The sequence below is a fragment of the Chryseobacterium paridis genome (assembly GCF_016595215.1).
Taxonomy (GTDB): domain Bacteria; phylum Bacteroidota; class Bacteroidia; order Flavobacteriales; family Weeksellaceae; genus Chryseobacterium; species Chryseobacterium paridis.
Window position 1 is genome coordinate 599,628 of record NZ_JAENHK010000010.1, and the last position, 20,490, is coordinate 620,117.

General features: G+C 33.7%; 20 protein-coding genes. 13 read left to right on the plus strand and 7 right to left on the minus strand.

Annotated elements, in window-relative coordinates:
- Positions 1–199 precede the first annotated feature (199 nt).
- From JHL15_RS12185 to JHL15_RS12205, 5 genes are all read left to right on the plus strand, one after another.
- A complete protein-coding gene (locus JHL15_RS12185) occupies positions 200–805 on the plus strand; it encodes a SatD family protein (RefSeq protein WP_200246060.1) in 606 nt (201 codons plus the stop codon).
- Between the two features lie 2 nt (positions 806–807).
- Positions 808–1,503, plus strand: coding sequence for a DUF3307 domain-containing protein (locus JHL15_RS12190; RefSeq protein ID WP_200246062.1), 696 nt, complete (start codon positions 808–810; stop codon positions 1,501–1,503).
- A 32-nt stretch (positions 1,504–1,535) separates the two neighbouring features.
- Positions 1,536–2,255: a phosphoribosylaminoimidazolesuccinocarboxamide synthase gene (gene purC, locus JHL15_RS12195; RefSeq protein ID WP_200246063.1), complete on the plus strand. Its 720-nt coding sequence runs from the start codon at positions 1,536–1,538 to the stop codon at positions 2,253–2,255.
- A 108-nt stretch (positions 2,256–2,363) separates the two neighbouring features.
- Complete coding sequence (gene purF, locus JHL15_RS12200; RefSeq protein ID WP_200246065.1) at positions 2,364–3,857, plus strand: amidophosphoribosyltransferase; 1,494 nt, start codon at positions 2,364–2,366, stop codon at positions 3,855–3,857.
- Between the two features lie 185 nt (positions 3,858–4,042).
- Entirely contained in the window at positions 4,043–4,924 is an 882-nt protein-coding gene (locus JHL15_RS12205) for a glycerophosphodiester phosphodiesterase family protein (RefSeq protein WP_234047757.1), read from the plus strand.
- 166 nt (positions 4,925–5,090) lie between these two features.
- On the opposite strand, the gene JHL15_RS12210 is transcribed toward JHL15_RS12205, so the two are convergent.
- The 3 genes from JHL15_RS12210 to JHL15_RS12220 all read right to left on the minus strand — a co-directional run bounded on the left by JHL15_RS12210 (position 5,091) and on the right by JHL15_RS12220 (position 7,777).
- Entirely contained in the window at positions 5,091–5,801 is a 711-nt protein-coding gene (locus JHL15_RS12210) for a porin family protein (protein ID WP_200246066.1), read from the minus strand.
- A 593-nt stretch (positions 5,802–6,394) separates the two neighbouring features.
- Positions 6,395–6,955, minus strand: a complete 561-nt coding sequence (locus JHL15_RS12215; protein WP_200246068.1) for a porin family protein — start codon at positions 6,953–6,955, stop codon at positions 6,395–6,397.
- Positions 6,956–7,120: 165 nt separating this feature from the next.
- On the minus strand, positions 7,121–7,777 hold the full coding sequence (locus tag JHL15_RS12220) for a porin family protein (protein ID WP_200246069.1): 657 nt from the start codon (positions 7,775–7,777) through the stop codon (positions 7,121–7,123).
- Between the two features lie 434 nt (positions 7,778–8,211).
- On the opposite strand from JHL15_RS12220, the gene JHL15_RS12225 reads away from it, so the two are divergent.
- Positions 8,212–8,958 carry a hypothetical protein gene (locus tag JHL15_RS12225; protein ID WP_200246071.1) on the plus strand — a complete coding sequence of 249 codons (747 nt, stop codon included), beginning with the start codon at positions 8,212–8,214 and terminating at the stop codon, positions 8,956–8,958.
- Positions 8,959–9,053: 95 nt separating this feature from the next.
- On the opposite strand, the gene aroB is transcribed toward JHL15_RS12225, so the two are convergent.
- Positions 9,054–10,100: a 3-dehydroquinate synthase gene (gene aroB / locus JHL15_RS12230; RefSeq protein ID WP_200246073.1), complete on the minus strand. Its 1,047-nt coding sequence runs from the start codon at positions 10,098–10,100 to the stop codon at positions 9,054–9,056.
- 101 nt (positions 10,101–10,201) lie between these two features.
- Between aroB and JHL15_RS12235 the strand changes: the two genes are divergently transcribed.
- Positions 10,202–11,386, plus strand: a complete 1,185-nt coding sequence (locus JHL15_RS12235; RefSeq protein WP_234047758.1) for a pseudouridine synthase — start codon at positions 10,202–10,204, stop codon at positions 11,384–11,386.
- Positions 11,387–11,748: 362 nt separating this feature from the next.
- On the opposite strand, the gene JHL15_RS12240 is transcribed toward JHL15_RS12235, so the two are convergent.
- Both JHL15_RS12240 and pncA read right to left on the minus strand, forming a co-directional pair.
- The gene (locus tag JHL15_RS12240) at positions 11,749–13,314 is read right to left on the minus strand and encodes an amidase (RefSeq protein ID WP_200246074.1); all 1,566 of its coding nucleotides are present in this window, start codon (positions 13,312–13,314) and stop codon (positions 11,749–11,751) included.
- A 258-nt stretch (positions 13,315–13,572) separates the two neighbouring features.
- Complete coding sequence (pncA, locus tag JHL15_RS12245) at positions 13,573–14,178, minus strand: bifunctional nicotinamidase/pyrazinamidase (RefSeq protein ID WP_089026301.1); 606 nt, start codon at positions 14,176–14,178, stop codon at positions 13,573–13,575.
- A gap of 431 nt (positions 14,179–14,609) precedes the next feature.
- On the opposite strand from pncA, the gene JHL15_RS12250 reads away from it, so the two are divergent.
- The 5 genes from JHL15_RS12250 to JHL15_RS12270 all read left to right on the plus strand — a co-directional run bounded on the left by JHL15_RS12250 (position 14,610) and on the right by JHL15_RS12270 (position 17,968).
- The gene (locus JHL15_RS12250; protein WP_200246076.1) at positions 14,610–15,752 is read left to right on the plus strand and encodes a DEAD/DEAH box helicase; all 1,143 of its coding nucleotides are present in this window, start codon (positions 14,610–14,612) and stop codon (positions 15,750–15,752) included.
- A 260-nt stretch (positions 15,753–16,012) separates the two neighbouring features.
- Positions 16,013–16,549, plus strand: coding sequence for a YfiT family bacillithiol transferase (locus JHL15_RS12255; RefSeq protein WP_200246078.1), 537 nt, complete (start codon positions 16,013–16,015; stop codon positions 16,547–16,549).
- Positions 16,543–17,004 (plus strand): DUF1569 domain-containing protein, encoded by a 462-nt coding sequence (locus tag JHL15_RS12260; protein ID WP_234047759.1) that lies wholly within the window; start codon positions 16,543–16,545, stop codon positions 17,002–17,004. Before JHL15_RS12255 ends, JHL15_RS12260 begins: the two co-directional genes overlap by 7 nt.
- Positions 17,001–17,381, plus strand: coding sequence for a bacillithiol system redox-active protein YtxJ (gene ytxJ / locus JHL15_RS12265; protein ID WP_200246080.1), 381 nt, complete (start codon positions 17,001–17,003; stop codon positions 17,379–17,381). Before JHL15_RS12260 ends, ytxJ begins: the two co-directional genes overlap by 4 nt.
- Complete coding sequence (locus JHL15_RS12270; RefSeq protein ID WP_200246082.1) at positions 17,378–17,968, plus strand: Crp/Fnr family transcriptional regulator; 591 nt, start codon at positions 17,378–17,380, stop codon at positions 17,966–17,968. Before ytxJ ends, JHL15_RS12270 begins: the two co-directional genes overlap by 4 nt.
- Here JHL15_RS12270 and JHL15_RS12275 read toward each other — a convergent pair.
- The gene (locus tag JHL15_RS12275) at positions 17,965–19,389 is read right to left on the minus strand and encodes an aminotransferase-like domain-containing protein (protein WP_200246084.1); all 1,425 of its coding nucleotides are present in this window, start codon (positions 19,387–19,389) and stop codon (positions 17,965–17,967) included. The two genes, JHL15_RS12270 and JHL15_RS12275, sit on opposite strands and share 4 nt — an antisense overlap.
- A 91-nt stretch (positions 19,390–19,480) precedes the next feature.
- On the opposite strand from JHL15_RS12275, the gene JHL15_RS12280 reads away from it, so the two are divergent.
- Positions 19,481–20,365 (plus strand): DMT family transporter, encoded by an 885-nt coding sequence (locus JHL15_RS12280; protein ID WP_200246086.1) that lies wholly within the window; start codon positions 19,481–19,483, stop codon positions 20,363–20,365.
- The last annotated feature ends 125 nt before the right edge of the window (positions 20,366–20,490 follow it).

The following is a 20,490-nucleotide window of genomic DNA, read 5'->3' on the forward strand; positions in this document are numbered from 1 at the left end:
TAAATTTTGATATTATAAATAATAAGTAGATAAAAATATTCTAAAATGACATTTATAATATGTAATTTATAATTCGTAAATCTCATAAAATCTTCTGTTTAAGAGGTAATCGATATAAGCAGATTCACTAATAATTAATATCTATAAGTGTTTCTGCTTATATCTTTTATTTATAAGTAATTATGCTTATATTTGCAAAATGATAGCGGTCATCACCGGTGATATTATAAATTCGCAACATGCAGACACAGAAGTTTGGATTACCAAACTAAAGAATCTCCTGGAGAATTGGGGGAGCTCACCGCTCACATGGGAAATTTACAGAGGAGATGAGTTTCAGTTCAAATGTACTATCGATGAAGTTTTCTGGTGTTTTCTAGCCATAAAATCTGTTATAAAAAGTCAGGAAAATTTAGATGTAAGAATGGCGATTGGCATTGGAGAAGAGAATTTTTCATCCGATAAAATCACAGAATCTAATGGAACAGCTTACGTGTATTCCGGAAGGTTATTAAATGGCTTAAAGAGTGACGGAGATACTGTTGCTATTAAAACCTCCAATGAGGCTGTAGACAGAGATCTCAATATGCTCCTGAAATGGTCTTCGAAAGATTTTGATAAATGGACTATGGCTACAGCAGAAATTATTCATGAGATGATCATGAATGAAGACATCACACAAGAAGATCTGGCTAAAAAATTTGCAATCTCACAATCTTCGGTAAGCCAGAGGTTGAAACGTGCAAATTATGACCTTATCATAGAAACAAATCAATATTTTAGAAAGAAAATTTCAGAACTGTAAAAATGATCTTCACTAAACTCATATTGGCACATCTACTCGGAGATTTTATTCTTCAGCCAAATTCATGGGTTGCTGATAAGGAGAATCGTAAGCTAAAAAGCAAGTTTCTCTATTTTCATGTTCTTATTCATACTGTTTTAACTTTTATTTTTCTTTGGGATATAAACCTTTGGTGGGTTGCTGCTTTAGTAGGTGTTTCTCACTTTATTATTGATGCCTCTAAACTGAGCTTCCAAAATATTAAAACAAAGAAAAGGTGGTTTTTTATTGATCAGTTTCTTCACATCCTTGTTATTTTAGGAATTTCATGGTATTATAAAGAATTTGATGTAAGTATTCTACAGAATCCGGAGTTTCTAAAAATACTAATGGCAATTTTGTTTTTGACAACTCCTTCATCTATTATCATTAAAATATTATTGTCTTCATGGACTCCGGTTGCTGAAGCACAAAACAATATACAAACCGAATCTTTAACAAGTGCCGGAAAATATATAGGGATCTTGGAACGTTTACTGGTATTCATTTTTATTTTAGTGAATCATTGGGAAGGCGTAGGTTTTATGGTTGCTGCAAAATCTGTTTTCAGATTCAGTGATCTTGCTCAGGCTAAACAACGAAAGTTAACCGAATACGTGCTTGTGGGAACACTTTTAAGTTTTGGAATGGCAGTTTTAACAGGAATTTTAATTAAATAATAATAAATCTAACTATAAAGACAATTTAGAAAATGGAAAAGAAAGAAATGTTGTACGAAGGTAAGGCTAAACAAGTGTTTGCTACCGATAATCCTGATCAAGTAGTAGTTCGTTTTAAGGATGATGCTACCGCTTTTAATGCTCAGAAAAGAGGACAGGTTGATTTGAAAGGCGAAATGAACAACGCGATCACAACTTTGATTTTTGAGTACTTAAATGAAAAAGGGATTAAAACTCATTTCATTAAACAATTGGACGAAAGAGAACAATTGGTAAAAAAAGTATCCATTATTCCTTTAGAAATGGTTGTAAGAAACTATTCTGCGGGAAGTATGGCTCAAAGATTAGGGGTGGAAGAAGGAATAAAATCACCAGTAACGATCTTTGATATCTGTTATAAAAAAGATGAATTAGGAGATCCGCTAATCAATGATCACCATGCTGTTTTCTTAGGTGCAGCTACCTATGAAGAACTTGATGAGATGTACGAGCTGACTTCTGATATCAATGAAATTTTGATCGATCTGTTTGATAAGATGAACATTATCCTTGTAGACTTCAAGATTGAGTTAGGTAAAACTTCAGATGGTGAGATCATCTTAGCTGATGAAATTTCTCCTGATACTTGTAGATTATGGGATAAAGATACCATGAAGAAGTTAGATAAAGACAGATTCAGAAGAGACTTAGGCGAGGTAACTGAAGCTTATGTTGAAATCTACAACAGATTGAAAGCTTTACTTAATAAGTAAGAGTATAGACAAAAGACCAGGTGTTCAATTATCTATTTAACATAATATTTAATTTTTCATCTAACTTAAGAATCTATCAAAATAAAATCTAGATTAGAAAAAATAGAAATGAAAAGTTTAGACATTCATAAAAGTGAATATTTAAAACAGTTTAAAAGCCAGACGTACGGTAGAAATCTTTTCAGAACGAAAGAAGAAGAAAAACTTGATGCTCCCAATGAGGAGTGTGGGATTTTCGGACTATATTCTGATAATGATCTGGATACGTTCTCTCTTTCTCAGTTCGGGCTTTTTGCCTTACAACACAGAGGTCAGGAAGCTTGTGGTATTTCCGTTCTTAAAGATGGGAAAATCAACAATCTGAAAGATGAGGGGCTGGTTTTAGATGTTTATAAAGATATTGAGCATCCTGAAACTTTTATGGGAAATTCTGCAATAGGGCATACTCGTTATACCACTGCCGGAGACAAAAAGAAGTATAATTTCCAGCCATTTTTTGCGAAAAACGAATATGACCAGATTATACTTTCAATTGCGCATAATGGTAACTTAACCAATGCAAAAGAATTAAAAGCAGAATTAGAAGCTGAAGGAGTTGTTTTCAGAGCCACTTCAGATTCTGAGGTGATATTGAGATTAATTCAAAAAAATCTTGATCTGGGGTTAAGAGGAGCTATTAAAGCAACTATGGAAAAGATCGAAGGAGCTTATTCTGTAGTAGGGATGACAAGAAATAAATTCTTTGCGTTCAGAGACTTTAACGGAATCAGACCTTTGGTTTTAGGAGCAATTGATGAGAAATCATACGTTGTAGCTTCTGAATCTGTAGCTTTGGATGCTGTTGGAGCACAATATGTTCGTGATATCTTACCAGGCGAGATTGTTTACACCAATGAGAATGAAACTGGATTACATTCTTATATGGTTAATGAGAAAGGAAAACAGAGAATCTGTTCTTTTGAATATATCTATTTTGCAAGACCTGACTCTACACTGGAGAACATCAATGTGTATGAGATCAGAGAAAAATCTGGTGAAAAGATTTGGGAACAGGCTCCGGTAGAGGCTGATTTAGTAATTGGAGTTCCTGATTCAGGAGTACCAGCTGCTATTGGTTTTTCAAAAGCTTCAGGAATACCATTCCGTCCGGTTTTGATCAAAAACAGATACATTGGTAGAAGTTTTATTGTTCCTACCCAGGAAATGAGAGAAAGAATCGTTAACCTGAAACTGAATCCGATTATTTCTGAAATAAAAGGTAAAAGAGTAGTGATCATCGACGATTCTATTGTTCGTGGAACTACTTCCAAGAGATTGGTTAAGATCCTGAAAGAAGCAGGTGTAAAAGAGATCCACTTCAGAAGTGTTTCTCCTCCGATCATTGCACCATGTTATTTGGGAATTGATACCCCATCAAAAGATGATTTGATTTCTGCTAATATGACTACTGAGCAACTTAGAGACTATTTAGGAGTGGATTCTTTAGAGTTCTTAAGCACAGATAACCTTAAAGAGATTTTAGGGTCTTCTAATCATTGTTTTGGATGTTTTACAGAAGAATATCCTGTAGCGAAAGGAGAGGAAGTAGAATTATTCAATTAATTCTAATTACCATAAACAAAAGAGGTCAGGTTATTAATAACCTGACCTCTTTCTATTGATAACTGTGTAAGAGTGTTTTCCATGTAGAGTAAAAGGATTTTATATAAATGTAGCAAAAGCTTAATATTTCCGTATTCTACAATGCATGGCTAAATTTTAATTTTGTAAGATTAAAATTTCAGGATATGAAAACCATACTATTGACGGGTATTTTTCTTGCATTTACTCATGTATATTCTGCTCAGTCTTTTGATAAGCAGGCGCATCGGGGAGGAAAGTCCCTCTACCCGGAAAATACAATACCGGCAATGAAAAATGCTTTAAAAATGGGTATTACAACACTTGAAATGGATTTAGCCATAACAAAGGATAAACAGGTAATTCTGTCCCATGATGCTTTTCTTTCCCCTGAATTGGTAACAAAACCAGATGGGACATACATTCCCAAAGATTCTGGTTTTTATTACAAAATTTATGATATGTCCCATGCAAAAATTAAAACATTTGATGTAGGTTTAAAACCACTTAACAATTATCCTGATCAAAAGAAAATAAAGGTACAAAAACCTCTTTTCTCAGAGGTGATAGATGCATGTGAAAGTTATTCCCGTGAGTTAAAAAGACCTTTACCTTTTTATAATATAGAAACCAAAACACGCCCTTTCTCTGATCATATTTTTCATCCGGAACCCAAAGAATTTGTGGATCTGATAATGAAGATCATTATAGAAAAAAGAATTCAAGACAGAGTTATTATTCAGTCTTTTGATCCCAGAACATTGGAAATTATCCATAAAGAATATCCTAAAATAATGACTGCTTTATTGGTAGAAAAGGTTGATGATAAAAAGATGGCGCAACAGCAATATTACTTTAAGAATATACCTGCAGAGAAATTCAGATTATATCCTAACCATCTTAATGGGGTAGCTGGTGATATGAAGTTTCTGAGTTTTACTCCAACGATCTATAGTCCGGATCAATCACTTGTTACCCGTGAGCTGGTACAAGAATGCCATTCATTAGGAATGAAAGTTATACCATGGACGGTTAATTACAAGAATTAAAAGACATGGGAATAGATGGGGTAATTAGTGACGATCCTCGAATATTTGAATAAATCCTTGCATAATTTTAGTTTATTGGTTCAAAAGAAATGGCTGGAAGAAAATATTTTCCCAGCCATTTTACAATGCAAAATTGCATTTATGGTTAAAAAATTGGTTGTGGTTATTAAAACTTATAGTTCAAACCTAACTGAAATACTCTGTTATTGTTTTCAGCAGCAGGTCTGCTTTTTTCAATTTTAGTCAAGCTATTCACATATCTAGCATTGATCCCTAAGTGAGGCGTAAAGTAATATCCTAAACCTAGACCTAATCCAAAGTTGAATCTGTTGATATCATCTTTATTGATTGTTTCAGAAACCGATGTTCTTTGAGTAGTTGCGATACTATTGGTAGTACTTGTAACTGTAGTTTCTCCTTTGTTTTTTCCATCGATGAAATAACTGAATTCAGGACCTGCTTCAACGTAGAAATTATCCACTGGCTTGAACTGAACCATTACTGGTACTGAAATATAATTCAATGTTGTTTTAAAGTCACGTTGAGTTTTTACAGTAGTAGCCCCTGTTGTAACTTCAGAAGAAGAAAGAACACTTTTTGCACCTAATTGGTTGTATAGTACCTCAGGTTGTAAGCTAAATTGCTTAGAAAGTGGGATATTTACAAAAGCACCTGCGTTAAATCCTATTTTCTGATTGTTTGCACTTAATTTCTGTTCACTAAACTGAGCAGCATTGGCTCCTCCTTTAATACCAAATGTAATTGGTTCTTTTTCCTTGTTAACTGGAGTAATAGTAGTAGCTGTTGTTGTTTGTGTTTCCTGAGCAAAAGCAAATGAACCAGCAACTATCGCTAGTCCTAGAAATAACTTATTCATAATTTAATTTTTTAATTTTACTATTTCTTACTATCCGAATTATTCATTCAGATTGGATGTATTTTGCAAAAGCCTTGCCATAATTATAAATCTATGATTTGCAAGAATATAAGCCAGGAAGCGATTGTTTAAAACAATTCTTAATATTCCACTAGAATGGGATTTTATTAGTTAAAATTAAACAATCGATTAATTTTTTAAGTTAAATTGAATGAAAAAAAATGTGCAATTTTTTTTAAAATATTTTTTGACTTTCGCTTTATTCCCCACAAATTGCCTTGTTTTTTATCCGTATTGTGCTAATTGTATTGGTTAAACCTGCTGTGCCAGGCTGCATTATTTATCTGTTATACAAGAATAGTTTCTATTTTTAACGTAATATTTAGAACAGAAAAAGTTTATAATATTCCAAAAACAGCATGAATTAATATACATTATTTGTGATTCGAGAAATGTATCATTTTGAATTACAAAACCAAATATTGAATATAAATTTAATTTTATCATATCCCAACACCTCAGTTTAATCCCATAAAAAAAAGGTTAGATCTATCTAATGGATCTAACCTTTATATTACAATTAAGGATTGTTATTACTTATTGAATTTATAAGCAAGACCAATTTGGAAAACATTATTTTTTCCGTCTCCTTGTACGCCATTTACTTCTTTAGCAATGTTTACAACACCTGCTACATATCTTGCATTTACACCAATATTCTTAGTGAAGAAATATCCTGCACCAAGACCGATTCCAAAATCAAAACCTTTGATAAAGTCTTTGCCATCCACTGAAGATGATTGGTATTTAAATTTAGAATCTATCAGGAAGCTAAATTGAGGACCTGCTTCAAGATAAAATTGTGGAGTTGCGTTATATTGGAACATTACTGGAACAGAGATATAACTTAAATTTACTTTAAGATCATTATTCCCATCAGCTTTTGCTCCTACGCCATTATATAAAATTTCGGGTTGTACACTAAAACTAGATGCAACAGGAACATTCATTAAAACACCACCGTAGAACCCTGCTTTTGCTTTTGAGTCGCCTCCGGAAATCGTAGAAATGTTAAGACCTGCTTTTACTCCAAATGTTTGAGCAAATGTTAGCGAACTTGCAACAACTGCTAAACCTAATAATAATTTTTTCATGATTTAATTTAATTTTAATTCGTAAATGGTTTATGCAAAATTCTTGCCAAATTATGTTAAAATAACTTAAATTAACCTAAATTAACCAAAAATGGTTAGATTTAACCAGTAAACCTAACCATTTTATTGAAATCAAAATTTGTTATCTGAATGTGTTTCTTACGCTTATTTGAATTTATAAGCTAAACCTACCTGGAATACGTTGTTTCTTATTGCATCAGAGTTACTAGGTCTGTTTTTAGCAATATCTGTTAAACCAGCAGTATATCTAGCTGTAATACCTAAGTTTGGAGTAAAATAATACCCTGCACCAATACCAATTCCAAAGTTGAATGTATTGAAGTTATCTTTATCTAAACTTCTGGTTCTTGTACTTGTATTATTGTTAGTAGAGCTTTTGAATTTATCATTAGCGCTCACTAAGAATCCAAATTCAGGTCCTGCTTCTAAGAAAAATTCTGGTGTTGCGTTATACTGGAACATTACCGGTACTGCAATATATCCTAAATTAGTAGAAGATTCATCTTTATAATTATTTCCAAGTACAGTATATTCTCTTGTTACTTTTGATCCAAGGTCATTATACAATACCTCTGGTTGAATACTAAATGAACTAGCTACTGGAATGTTTGCAAATACACCTGCATTAAAACCAATTTTAGATTTTGAATCGCTCAAGTCAGCTCCTTTTGAAAGAGATGAAACGTTCATACCACCTTTAACACCAAATGTAACTGGATTAGAAGATGAAGTCGAAGTTGTTTGCTGAGCAAATGCTAATGAACTTGCAGTTACTGCTAACCCTAAAATTAACTTTTTCATAACTTAATTTTTTAATATTTTACTTTCTTAATTTTAAATTTTACTACTTGTCAACTTTCATTTGACGCAGAGTATCTTTCAAATTGAATGCCAAAAAATGAAATATGATAAAAGTCAGGTGTTAAGAAAAGCAATAAATACAACATAAATAACTGATAATCAATTGTAATTATCAGCATAAACAAACATTTGTTTAACACATCTTAAAAATAGCTTAAACCCTAATTGGTTAGTTCAATAGAAAAAGATACTAAAGATGTCATAAATTGTTTATTATTTTTCAAAGCCAATCTTTGAAATTGTAAAAAGGGGTTTTGAATAATTTATTCCTGTCATTATTTTATTAATTTTAATCTATTCTATTAATGGTAATTCAACATGCTAGCTCCGAGATTGTCTGACAGCATTTAAGTTTAATATCATAAACCATAAAGATGGAACAAAACAAGAGATTAAAATTTATTCTTACTATTATTGGACTGATCTTTTTGATGCTGTTTATAACAGTGTCCCACAAAATACCATATCCATTCAATATAGGAATCATGGTTTGTTTAGGTGTTTTGATCATATTATTAAGTGTAAAATTTGTTTATAGTATATTTAACGTCAATCAACCTACACCACAGATACATCCTACTGATATTTCAGGACAGAAAATATTTTATATTTCATCTTACAGGACAACATTATTAAGTATATCGATGATATTGCTAGCTGTATTCTTTATTTATCTTTTTATTCAGCTGTTTCCTGATATCATTGAAGAAATTTATATGCAGGCATCTGTACTTCTAATTATCTTTATGGTATTGTATGTTATTCTGTTTTTGGCCTCGGTTTATTGCTTGCTATTGGGAACGAAACTTTTTATCAGACGAAAAAAAATTGTGCAGCTTATTATCAATGATGATAACATAGAGTTTTTTCCAATCTATGACTTCGGAACCACTACCCGAAGTACAAATGCATTGTCTATGTTTTTTCGAAAGAAGATGCGAAAGGTTTATTTTACAGATCAACTTGCTATTGAAAAAGTAAGTAATAAATGGCAAGGAGATAAAATAAGAGTGTATGTGGAAGGGGTAGGCTTTTATTTACCATTTCTTTATGACGACATTAATGAAGTAGAAATGCTTTACCAGATCATAAAGCAGCGCTTAATAAAGAATACTCAATAAACTGTTGCTTATAGCGGAACTTTTTCCTCCAAACAGTATAAAAAATCCCGACTTATTACAGTTGGGATCTTTATTTTTATATTCTCAGAAAGAATTTAAGCATCATTTAATTTTCTGTAAAAATGCAAGGATTTCTGTATGTTTTCCTGAGTGCATTCATGGTCAAAAACACATGATCCAATTGCAGAAAGCAAAGAAAAATTAATTTTCTTTTCAGTATTCTTTTTATCATTCAACAGTAATGCTGAAAGATCTTCATCTTTAAAATCACTAATATCCAGATACGGATAATATCTTCTAACGTTGTCAATAATCATTTCTGAATCCTCTTTTGAAATGAGTCCTTCCAGATAAGAAAGATGAGCTTCACAAATCATTCCTGCAGCAACAGCTTCCCCATGAAGGATAGGATTTCCCTGTTCCAGACAAGAGCTTTCAATAGCATGTCCAATGGTGTGACCGAAGTTCAGGGTTTTTCTAATGTTCTTTTCATGGAAGTCCTGATCCACTACATCCTGTTTAATAGCCATTGAAGTCTGAATATGAGGAAGAAGTGATTCTACATCCAGTTTTTGGATCTTTATTAAATTATCCCAATGAAGCTTATCTGCAATTAATCCATGTTTCAGCATTTCTGCAAACCCACTTCTTAATTCTTTAAAGGGCAGGGTTTCTAAAAATTGAGGATATACAAAGATCTGTTCGGGAAATGTAAATGTCCCTACCATGTTTTTATAATGCATCAGATCAATTCCTGTTTTTCCTCCAATAGATGCGTCACACATGGATAAAAGGGTAGTCGGTATATTGATAAACTGAATCCCTCTTTTATAAGTGGAAGCTACAAATCCACCCATATCAGTAATAACACCACCTCCAAGATTAATAACTAAAGCTTTTCTGTCAGCCTGCATTTCTGTCAAAATCTCCCAAAGCTGATTGGCCGTCTGGATATTTTTCATTTCCTCACCAGCTTCTATTTCCAAGATTTCGAAGGCCAGATCTGTTTCCATATTGCCTAAAAGAACAGGAAGGCAGTATTCGTGTGTGTTTTCGTCAACCAATATAAAAATTTTACTGAAAGATCTTTCATGTAAAAAGGTATTCAACTGAGAAAACTGATCATTTAATAGTGTTATCATTTCCTGAATAATATATAATTAAGTATACAACAATATTGCAAAGTTATGATTCTTAATTTTTAACTCGTAACTAAATTACTATCTTTGCAAAAATATTTAGAATGAGCAGAGATAATAATAAATCAGGAAAACCACAAAGACCAAGAATTTCAACAAGAAAAAATTCTGATGATTCTCGTGCTTCTAAATCTGGAAATTCTTCAGGATCAAGTTCTTTCAAGAAATCTTTCCCTAAAGCAGGAGAGAGAAATAGTGACCATAAAGGGAGTAATTCGAAGTTTGAGAAGAAACCTTTCAAAAGAAGCGAGGGAAGTTTTGAAAGCCGTGATGAAAACGGTGGATCAAAATCAGAAAGAACACCTTATATCACTAATGCAAGCGAAGGAAGAGAAAGAAAAACTTATGGAAAGCCCGCTGCAAAAAGAGGAGGGAAAAGCTTTGACACAAGAGATAAATATGAAAGAGGCAGCTTAAAGTATGGTAGAAGACCTTCTTCCGGAAATGAGAGAGATGAAGACAAGGCAAGATCTTTTGTACAAAAAAGAAGGCTGAACAAGATCGATAAAGATGTTCATAAGGATACCATCCGTCTTAATAAATACATTGCGAATTCCGGGATATGCAGCAGAAGAGAAGCTGATGAGCTGATCACACAAGGATTGGTAGAAGTCAACGGAAAAGTAGTTACTGAAATGGGCTACCAGGTTCAGAAAAGTGACAAAGTAATTTTTGACGGACAAAATATTACACCGGAAAAACCTGTATATGTACTTTTGAATAAACCAAAAGGATATATTTCTACAACGAAAGATGATAAAGCAAGAAAAACTGTAATGGATCTTGTTGCGAATGCTTCACCTTATCGTGTTTTCCCAGTAGGAAGATTAGACCGTTCTACCACAGGTGTTATTCTTTTAACCAATGATGGACATATGACGAAAAAATTGACGCATCCATCTTTTGATGCTAAGAAGATCTATCATGTGACATTGGATAAAAAGTTATCAGGTGAAGATATGAAGTTAATTGCTGAAGGTATTCGTTTAGATGAAGGAGTAGCAGTTGTTGACCAGATTTCATATATCGAAGGAAAACCTAAAAATGAGATCGGAATTGAAATCCACATTGGATGGAACCGTGTTATCAGAAGAATATTCCAGAGATTAGGATACGAAGTAGAGGCTTTAGATAGAGTAATGTTCGCTGGATTGACCAAGAAAAACATTAAGAGAGGACACTGGAGAATTCTTTCAGAATTAGAAGTGAATAACTTGAAAATGCTTTAAGAGTTATAAGTTTTGAGTGATGAATGATGAGTTTTAATCTCATTCAAAAACAATTTTAGCATTTAAAAATATAAAGCGTGGTAATTGAATTATCACGCTTTTTTATGTAATTATTTTACTTTCTCATCAATAAGGTTGGGTTTTAATCCTGATTATTTCTATTCATCTAAAATCATTTGTATCACAAGTTTTTGCGTTGTATTTGTCATTCCGTAGGAATCTCCACACACCCTATAAATGTTAGAGTCTAGACTCCTGCTTATAGAGATTAAACTCATTTCTATAGGTTCTTAATTTTGGTTAAAGGTATATTGTATTTTATGTAACGGGCTAAAGCCCGTTTCTATTGATTGTCTTAAAATTTATTTTCCATTTAAGAACTGAGGCACTTTTCTCTGTGGATTTGCCTGCTCAAACGTATATGCCATTGTAATGAGTTTTCCTTCCTGCCATTTTTCGGCAAAAAATGAAATCCCAACGGGTAGATCATCAATATATCCCATTGGTAAGGTAATACTTGGATAGCCTGCAATAGCAGCGGCATCAGCGCTTCCAAATGTGTAATGATCACCATTTTTCAGATCTGTTTTCCAGGCTTCTGTGGTCGTTGGAGCAATAATAGCATCGAGATTATATTTTTTCATTACGAAATCAATTCCTTTCTCCTGACTTCCTTCTTTTGCCATTTTTACTGCTTTCGCATACTCTTCATCATTTGTTCCTTTACTCTTGGCTGAAAGCTCTAAGAATTCCTGTCCGAAATATTGGAGCTCTTCTTTATTGTTTTTATTGAATTCAATCAGCTCATCGATATTTTTTATAACGGCATTTGGACCTAAGGATTTAAAATAATCATTCAACCCGTCCTTGTATTCATCTACCATTAGCTTAAAAGAGTTTTCCCAAACTTCCTCTGGAAACAGTTCCTTTTCTATTTCCACAATTATAGCTCCCTGATCTTTTAAAACCTGTAATATTTGCAAAAATAGCTGATCTACTTTTTTGCTTGCTCCATTGGTGATGTTTTTCACGTACCCGAATCTTTTACCTTTTATCCCATTTAATGTTAGAAATTGGGTATAATCTTTATGTAGAAATGGAGTAGAGCCTATTGTTTTTATATCATTTTTATCTTCACCTACCATAGTTCCAAGACTTATAGCGATGTCTTTTACTGTTCTGGCCATTGGCCCGGGGGTATCTTGTGTACTTGAGATCGGAATGATTCCTTTTCTGGAAATTAATCCAACGGTAGGTTTCAACCCTACAATCCCATTAAGACTCGAAGGACAAACAATAGAACCATTCGTTTCTGTACCAATAGCTATAATGCCTAGATTGGCAGAAATAGCAGCTCCGGAACCCGCGCTGGATCCACAGGTATTCCTGTCAAGAACATAAGGATTTTTAGTTAATCCACCCAAACCGCTCCAGCCACTGGTTGACTTCTTACCTCGGAAATTAGCCCATTCACTCAGATTGGTTTTTCCGATAATCACAGCACCTGCTTCTCTTAGTTTTTTAGTAAGATAACTATCCTGCAAAGGAAATGAGTTTCTTAATGCTAAAGAGCCTGCAGTATTTGGCATTTTGTCATGCGTATCAATATTGTCTTTTAATAAAACCGGGATGCCAAACAAGGGCTTATTCTTTTGTTTAACATTAATATGATCCAGAGAATCAGCAATTTTTAGGGCATCAGGATTAATAGTGATTATCGAGTTCAACTGAACTCCGTTTTTATCTACCTCATTGATGCGTTTTAAATAGGCTTCAATAACTTCTTTTACTGATGTTTTATTGGTTTTATATAAGCTTTGAATCTTTTGAATATCATATTCCAGGTATTTAAATTCATTGGTAGATGTATTCTGAGCTTTTCCTAGAAATGCACCAAAAAATGCAACTGATATCACAACTTTTTTCATTGAAAAGGATTTTATCAAATGTAGATAATTATCTTAAAATGAAGAGGGTTTAAGAGTTATAAGTTTTGAATGATGAGTGATGAATATTTTATTACTGCGGAAAACTGGCTGTATAGGTTTTGGCTAAAGCCAATTTGTATGGTGTATTTTATGTAACGGGCTAAAGCCCGTTTCTATTGATTGTAGTATTATTTAATTGAATGAAAAAGCACAGTAAATAATTTACTGTGCTTGTCTTATATTTTTGAGATCAGAAAATTATCCTAAAATAGTAACTCCTTTCTGAATCATTTCATAGATGGCATCTCTTCCATTATCAGGTTTTACATTCACGGCACGTGTTCCGTTAAAATGCAGGCAGGTAACATATCCATTAGCTACAGCATCTGTACATGTAAATTTCACACAGTAATCCATTGCTAAACCTACAATTTCCAATAGCTGAATATCATGGTATTTTAAGAAATCATCAAGCCCTGTTTTCATGAAGTGATTGTTATCCTGGAAGCCACTATATGCGTCAATCTCAGTGTTTTTCCCTTTTTGGATAATATGGGTTACTTTATCTCTGTTAAGGTCTTTATGAAATTCTGCTCCAAAAGTTCCCTGAATACAATGATCCGGCCACATAAATTGAGGAACACCTCCTAAAATAATACTTTCACCTACCTTCTTTCCATTATTGCTTGCAAAACTTTTATGGTCTGCAGGGTGCCAATCCTGGGTTAAAACGATCTGATCATATTCATTTTCTTCCATCAGAAGATTGATATAAGGAATAATTTCATTAGCTCCCGGAACTGCTAAAGCCCCACCTTCACAAAAATCATTCTGTACATCGACTATTATTAACGCTTTTTTCATATTTAGATTTCTCGAATTTTTGATAAATTTACTAAAACTAATACTCAAAAAATCGTCCAAAATTAATTAATCGGACAAAACGACAATATTAAAATTTAAATTGAATAAAATAAGTAGTTGGGACAATGGATTAACACTTAAGCTATTTTAAATTTACAAACATTGCGCATAGTAAGAACACTTAAGTTTTATGAAAATCTTTGATTTTCCTCTTACGTGAACTTTTACGGCACAATTGTCAACTTGCTTAAGTGATCTAAAGTGTTTAGAAAGAAACCTTTTGTGACTCTTGACTACATGGAACCTTCGGTTTATGGTTTAGAATACGTTTATCCATTAGCGTACACGTGCATTCAACAATTATTATAAGAATTCGGTTTAGAGCATAAACCAAATATCAATAGCTTATCTTTGCCATAAATAAGTATTTTATGTCATTTGAGTCTTTGGGATTATCACACAATATTATTCAATCTGTCAAAAAGCTAGGTTATCTGAAGCCATTTCCAATTCAGGAGCAAGCTATTCCTGTTATTTTACAGGGAAAGGATTTGATGGGAATTGCACAAACCGGTTCCGGAAAGACGGCTTGTTTTGTGATGCCTATTTTAGAAAAATTACAAAATGCAGAAGTTAAGAAAGACCGTAATATTCAGGTTTTAATATTGGTTCCCACACGTGAATTAGCCATTCAGATTGATGAAGTTTTCAGAGCTTTTACAGCCAATCTGAAGCGTGAGATCCGTACAATGGCAGTGTACGGTGGAGTTTCTATCAATCCACAAATGAAAGGCATGTTTGGAGTAGAAGTTCTTATTGCAACGCCTGGACGTCTATTGGATCTGATAGACCATAAAGCATTGAGCATTTCTGAAATTAAACATTTAGTGATTGATGAAGCGGATAAAATGTTTCAATTGGGTTTTGGAGAAGAAATGAACAAACTTTTTGCTCTAATGCCTGTAATGAAACAAACAACTTTATTTTCGGCCACTTTAGATGATAAAGTTTCTGAAATGAAGAAACGTTTATCCAGTAATCCAACGGTTATTGAAATCAAAAAGGAAGAAGTTGGAATTGATAATATTGAGCAATTGGCTTACCATGTTTCCCCTGAAAACAAAGGACCTTTTCTGCGTTATTTAATTAAAGAAAAGAAGGTTGAAAAAGCATTGATCTTTGTTTCTTCTACAAAATCTGCAGATAGTCTGGTTCAAAAACTGAAGAAGAATAAAATTAAAGCGGTAGCCATTCACAGTCAGAAATCGCAAGGTGCGCGTAAAAACAACCTGGAAGAGTTTAAAGTAAACGGAGCTCAGATTTTGGTAGCTACGGACCTTATTGGTCGTGGTATTCACATCGACTCTTTGCCGTGTGTAATCAATTATGAATTACCACGTTCGCCTTTGGATTATATTCACCGTATTGGTAGAACAGGTCGGGCTCATGAGAAGGGAACGGCTATTACACTTCTTACAGATGATGAACTACAACATTTCAGAGTGATTCAAAAGAAAATGGGTAAGAAAGTAACATTACAAAGAACAGAGGGGATAGAACTGCATGGTTATTAATAGAAATACTAAGGCTTCAATTTTATCAAATTGAAGCTTTTTTTATCTGAATTTTTCCCGACTGAATGGATTAAAAGCTCAATTTTTCTATAAAGTGATATAAATATCAGATATATGCTCTTTTTCATCTTTTCAACCTGTAAATTTTTATTGGTTTGTTGCTTTTCTTATAGTAATTTTAGAACGGATTTTAGAGCATGAAGAAATTTCCTATTGCTGATTGTTAAGAGACAAAGAACATATTAACCAAGATAATCATAATGAGTAATTTAAAAGAAAAGAAATTTCCAATAGGCCAGTTCGAAAAACCGGATCACATTTGTGATATTGAACTGGATAAGTACATGAAAGTGATCAAAAACTTTCCTGAGAAATTAAAAAATCTCATTGAAAATTTTACCGATGATCAATTGGACACGCCTTACAGAGAAGGAGGCTGGACTGTAAGACAACTGATCAATCATATTGCAGACAGTCATATCAATAGTTATATTCGTTTTAAACTGGCTTTAACAGAAGATAATCCAACCATAAAACCTTATGACGAGGCAAAATGGGCTGAACTTCAGGATAGCATTCATATTCCTATAAGACCAGCGATGAGAATGATTAAAGGAACTCATCAAAGATGGTATGTTTTGCTTAAAACTCTTACAAATAAACAGTTTGAAAGAACGTTCCACCATCCGGAAAACCAGCAGGATCATGATTTGAGATACTATCTGGCTTTGTATAACTGGCATTGTAATCATCATTTTGCACATATCGAAAATCTGAAGAAAGAAAAAGGTTGGTAAAAAAAAATCTTCATAACCGCATTTATTTTGATGAAATCATCGATAGGATTTCCGGACTTACTGTAGATTCCTATAGAAAATGGGGTGAAATGAATGTAGCCCAAATGCTTAAACATTGTGATCTGATTCTACAGATTGCATTAGGAAAGATGAAGATAGCACCAATCAACCCTCTTTTTGAGACAATAGGTTTCCTTACAAAAGTAGAAATGCGGATTTTTAATAATGGAATTCCCCGAAACATGCCTACTTTTCAAAAACTAATCGTTAATTTTGAATGTAACTTTGATGAGAGCCGGGAGGGACTTTTAAAAACAATGAATGAATATTGGGATACATATACTCATCATCATCTGCCCGAAAGACATGTTCTTTTTGGAAAAATGACAGAAAAAGACTGGGGCTTTTTAGAGTATAAACATCTCAATCATCACCTTAAACAATTTAATGTATGAGTTTTTTTGATAAAATATTTGGAGGAAAAGAGGATCAACCAGAACAAAAATCTTTCTGGAAAAAGATAGAATCTGAAGAAGACTTAGCAGAAGCCATCGAAAGATCTTATAAGAATAGAGTAGCTATCTTTAAGCATTCCACAAGTTGCTTTATCAGTAAAACAGTATTGAGAAATTTTGAATCGGAAATTAATGAGCTGGGCACTGATGTAGATCTGTATTTTTTGGATCTACTTGCCTACAGACCGATTTCTAATAAAATTGCTGAAGATCTTGATGTAACCCACCAAAGCCCTCAGTTAATTGTTATTGAAAATGGAAAAGCAATTAACAATGCCTCGCACCAGAATATTTCAATAAGCCAAATCACACCATGAAAAATATTAATAACTATCTAGCTCAAGTTTTAAATGTTCCTACGGAGCAGGTAAACGGTTGTAGCTTGCATTACGAGGTTAAAAAAATACCTAAAAACCAATTTCTATTACAACACGGTGAAATTTGCCGTTATGTTTTCTTTGTAGAAAAAGGGCTTTTAAAAATGTATTCTATCGATAAAAACGGGAAAGAACATATTATTCAATTTGCTCCTGAGAGCTGGCTGATTTCAGATAGAGCCAGTATCTATTTTAATGAACAGTCGGTATATTATATTGAGGCTGTTGAAGATTCAGAAGTTTTGTTTTTACATCCGGACTTCTTTAATAAATTGGTTTCTCAATTTCCAGACAGTCTGGAGAGAAGAGATATCCTGCTGCAGAAACATGTCAAAAGCCTTCAGGACAGAATCAACTCTTTATTGGGAGAAACTGCTGAAGAACGATACCTGAAGTTCATTAAAATGTACCCGGATCTTTTATTAAGGGTTCCACAATGGATGATTGCCTCTTATTTAGGAATTACTCCTGAAAGTTTAAGCCGTGTACGTAAAGAATTAGCAAGGAAAAATTTTGTTGTAGATTAGAATTCTCTCTCAATCACTTTTGCCATTTTTCCTACCTGTATTAGCTTTTGTTGGGTTTCTTCTGACCAGGGAAGCCCGATACAAAGTCTCATGCAATTTTCAAACTGATCCTGAAGGCTGAACATTCTTCCCGGAGCAATACTAATGTTTTGTTTAATGGCCAGATCATATAATTTTCTGGTCTGTATCTTTTTATCGAATTCTACCCAAAGAGAAAGTCCACCTTGCGGTCTGCTGGTCTTAGTCCCTTCCGGAAAGTGCTGAACTATCGTCTGCACATAGTTCTGATAATTACTTTGCAGGGTTTTCCGTAATTCCTGAAGGTGTTTTTCATACCTCCCGGTTTTTAAAAAATTAGCGACAGCCTCATTCACAATAGAAATGGAAGAAGTAGAATGAAGTAATTTGAGTTTCAGTATTTTATCTTTATACTTTCCGGGAGCAATCCATCCCACACGATATCCTGGAGCGAGGGTTTTTGATACTGAACTGCAATACACTACATTTCCTTCTTTATCAAATGATTTGCAACATTTAGGGCGATGCGAACCGAAGTATATATCTCCATATACATCATCTTCAATGAGCGGAATATTATTCTCTGAAAGAAGCTTTACTACTTCTTTTTTATTCTCATCAGACATACAGCTTCCCAAAGGTGTATTGAAGTTAGGGATCAGTAAACAGATATCGATTTTAGGAATTGCTTTTTTCAGGGCATCGATTTCAATTCCATGAGCAGGGTGGGTGGGTAATTCCAATACCTTTAATCCAAAACCTGTTGCCAATTGTAATATACCCGGATAACAAGGACTTTCTATGGCAATGGTATCTCCAGGTTTCCCTAAAGCCATCAGACAAAAAGACAGAGCATTCATTCCTCCGTTTGTGGTCACCAGATCATTTTCATTAAAATTTCCTCCCCACGATAAGGATCTTTGAGCAATCATTCTTCTTAATTTTAAATTTCCCTGTAGCTCTTCATATTCAACACCTCCGGACTTTAATTCCCTGGTTGCGTTGATGATTTCTTTTTTTAGCTTAGCCTGAGGTAATAGATCTCCTGACGGAATAGCAATAGAAAAAAGAGTAAGATTGGTTTTACCCATATTTTCATATACTTTACTGATCAGCTCATCTGGTTCATTATTATTGGCGATCAGAGAAGGCCGGCTTACTTCCGGAAGTGGGAGTTTTATAGAAAGTAATTGACTGACAAAATAACCAGACTGTGGCTTTGATTCAATCAATGACTGAGATTCCAGTTCAAGAAACACCCGTTTGGCCGTATTCATACTTATCTGATGCTCAATACATAATTTCCTTACTGAAGGAAGCTTTTCACCGGGTTTTAATACTCCGTTCCTGATCTGCGAAGCAAATCCATTAGTGATCTCTGTATACAAAAATTCTTTACTCATATTTCAAACTGTGCTCATGCAAATATACAAAACTGAGACTGTGTTTGTTTATTTTTCCTTTCTAATTTTGACATATCAAAAAAAATATACAATGATTACAAATACAATTTCAAAAGATCAGGCTCTTAGCGGATGGATCAATGGCTTCATTGGAGTGTTGCTGTTTAGTGGATCTTTACCGGCTACCAAATTAGCGGTAATGGATATGAGTCCTATTTTTGTAACGATTGCACGAGCGGGTATTGCTGGTGTTCTTGCTTTAGCTGTTTTATTAATTTATAAAGAAAAAAGGCCTGTAAAAGGGCAGATATTACCATTGGTTTTAGTTTCTATAGGTTGTGTTATTGGCTTCCCATTACTTTCTTCTTTAGCTCTTCAATATATTACTTCTGCGCACTCTATTGTCTTTTTAGGAATGCTTCCTTTAGCTACTGCGGTATTTGGTGTATTGAGAGGAGGGGAACGCCCTCATCCGGTTTTCTGGTTCTTTTCTATTGTAGGTAGTCTTCTGGTAATAGGTTTTGCCGTTTCTCAGGGAATTTCAGCTTCTCCTATTGGCGATATACTAATGCTGGCTGCCGTAATCTTATGTGGATTGGGCTATGCTGAAGGTGCTAAATTATCTAAAACACTGGGTGGATGGCAAGTGATCTCCTGGGCTTTGATTATTGCTTTACCTTTAATGATTCCGTTATTTTTCATTTATTTCCCTGATCATGTTGAAACTGTAAGTACTCAGGGATGGCTTGGTTTAGCTTATGTTGCTTTATTCAGCATGTTTATTGGTTTTATCTTCTGGTACAAAGGGTTAGCGCAGGGTGGTATTACGAGTGTAGGTCAATTACAGCTTCTACAACCGTTTTTTGGTCTTGCTCTGGCTGCCTATTTACTTCATGAGCCGGTAAGTATTGGAATGCTGGGAGTAACGATTGGGGTTATTCTATGTGTTGCTGGTACGAAGAAGTTTGCAAAATAAAAAGATTTCTTTTAAAATTAAATAAATACCGTCTTTTAGGCGGTATTTTTATATACTAATCAACCTGTAGATCGTATTTATATTTAGGGATCATTTATTGTTTTACCTGTTTTAATTTCATTCAT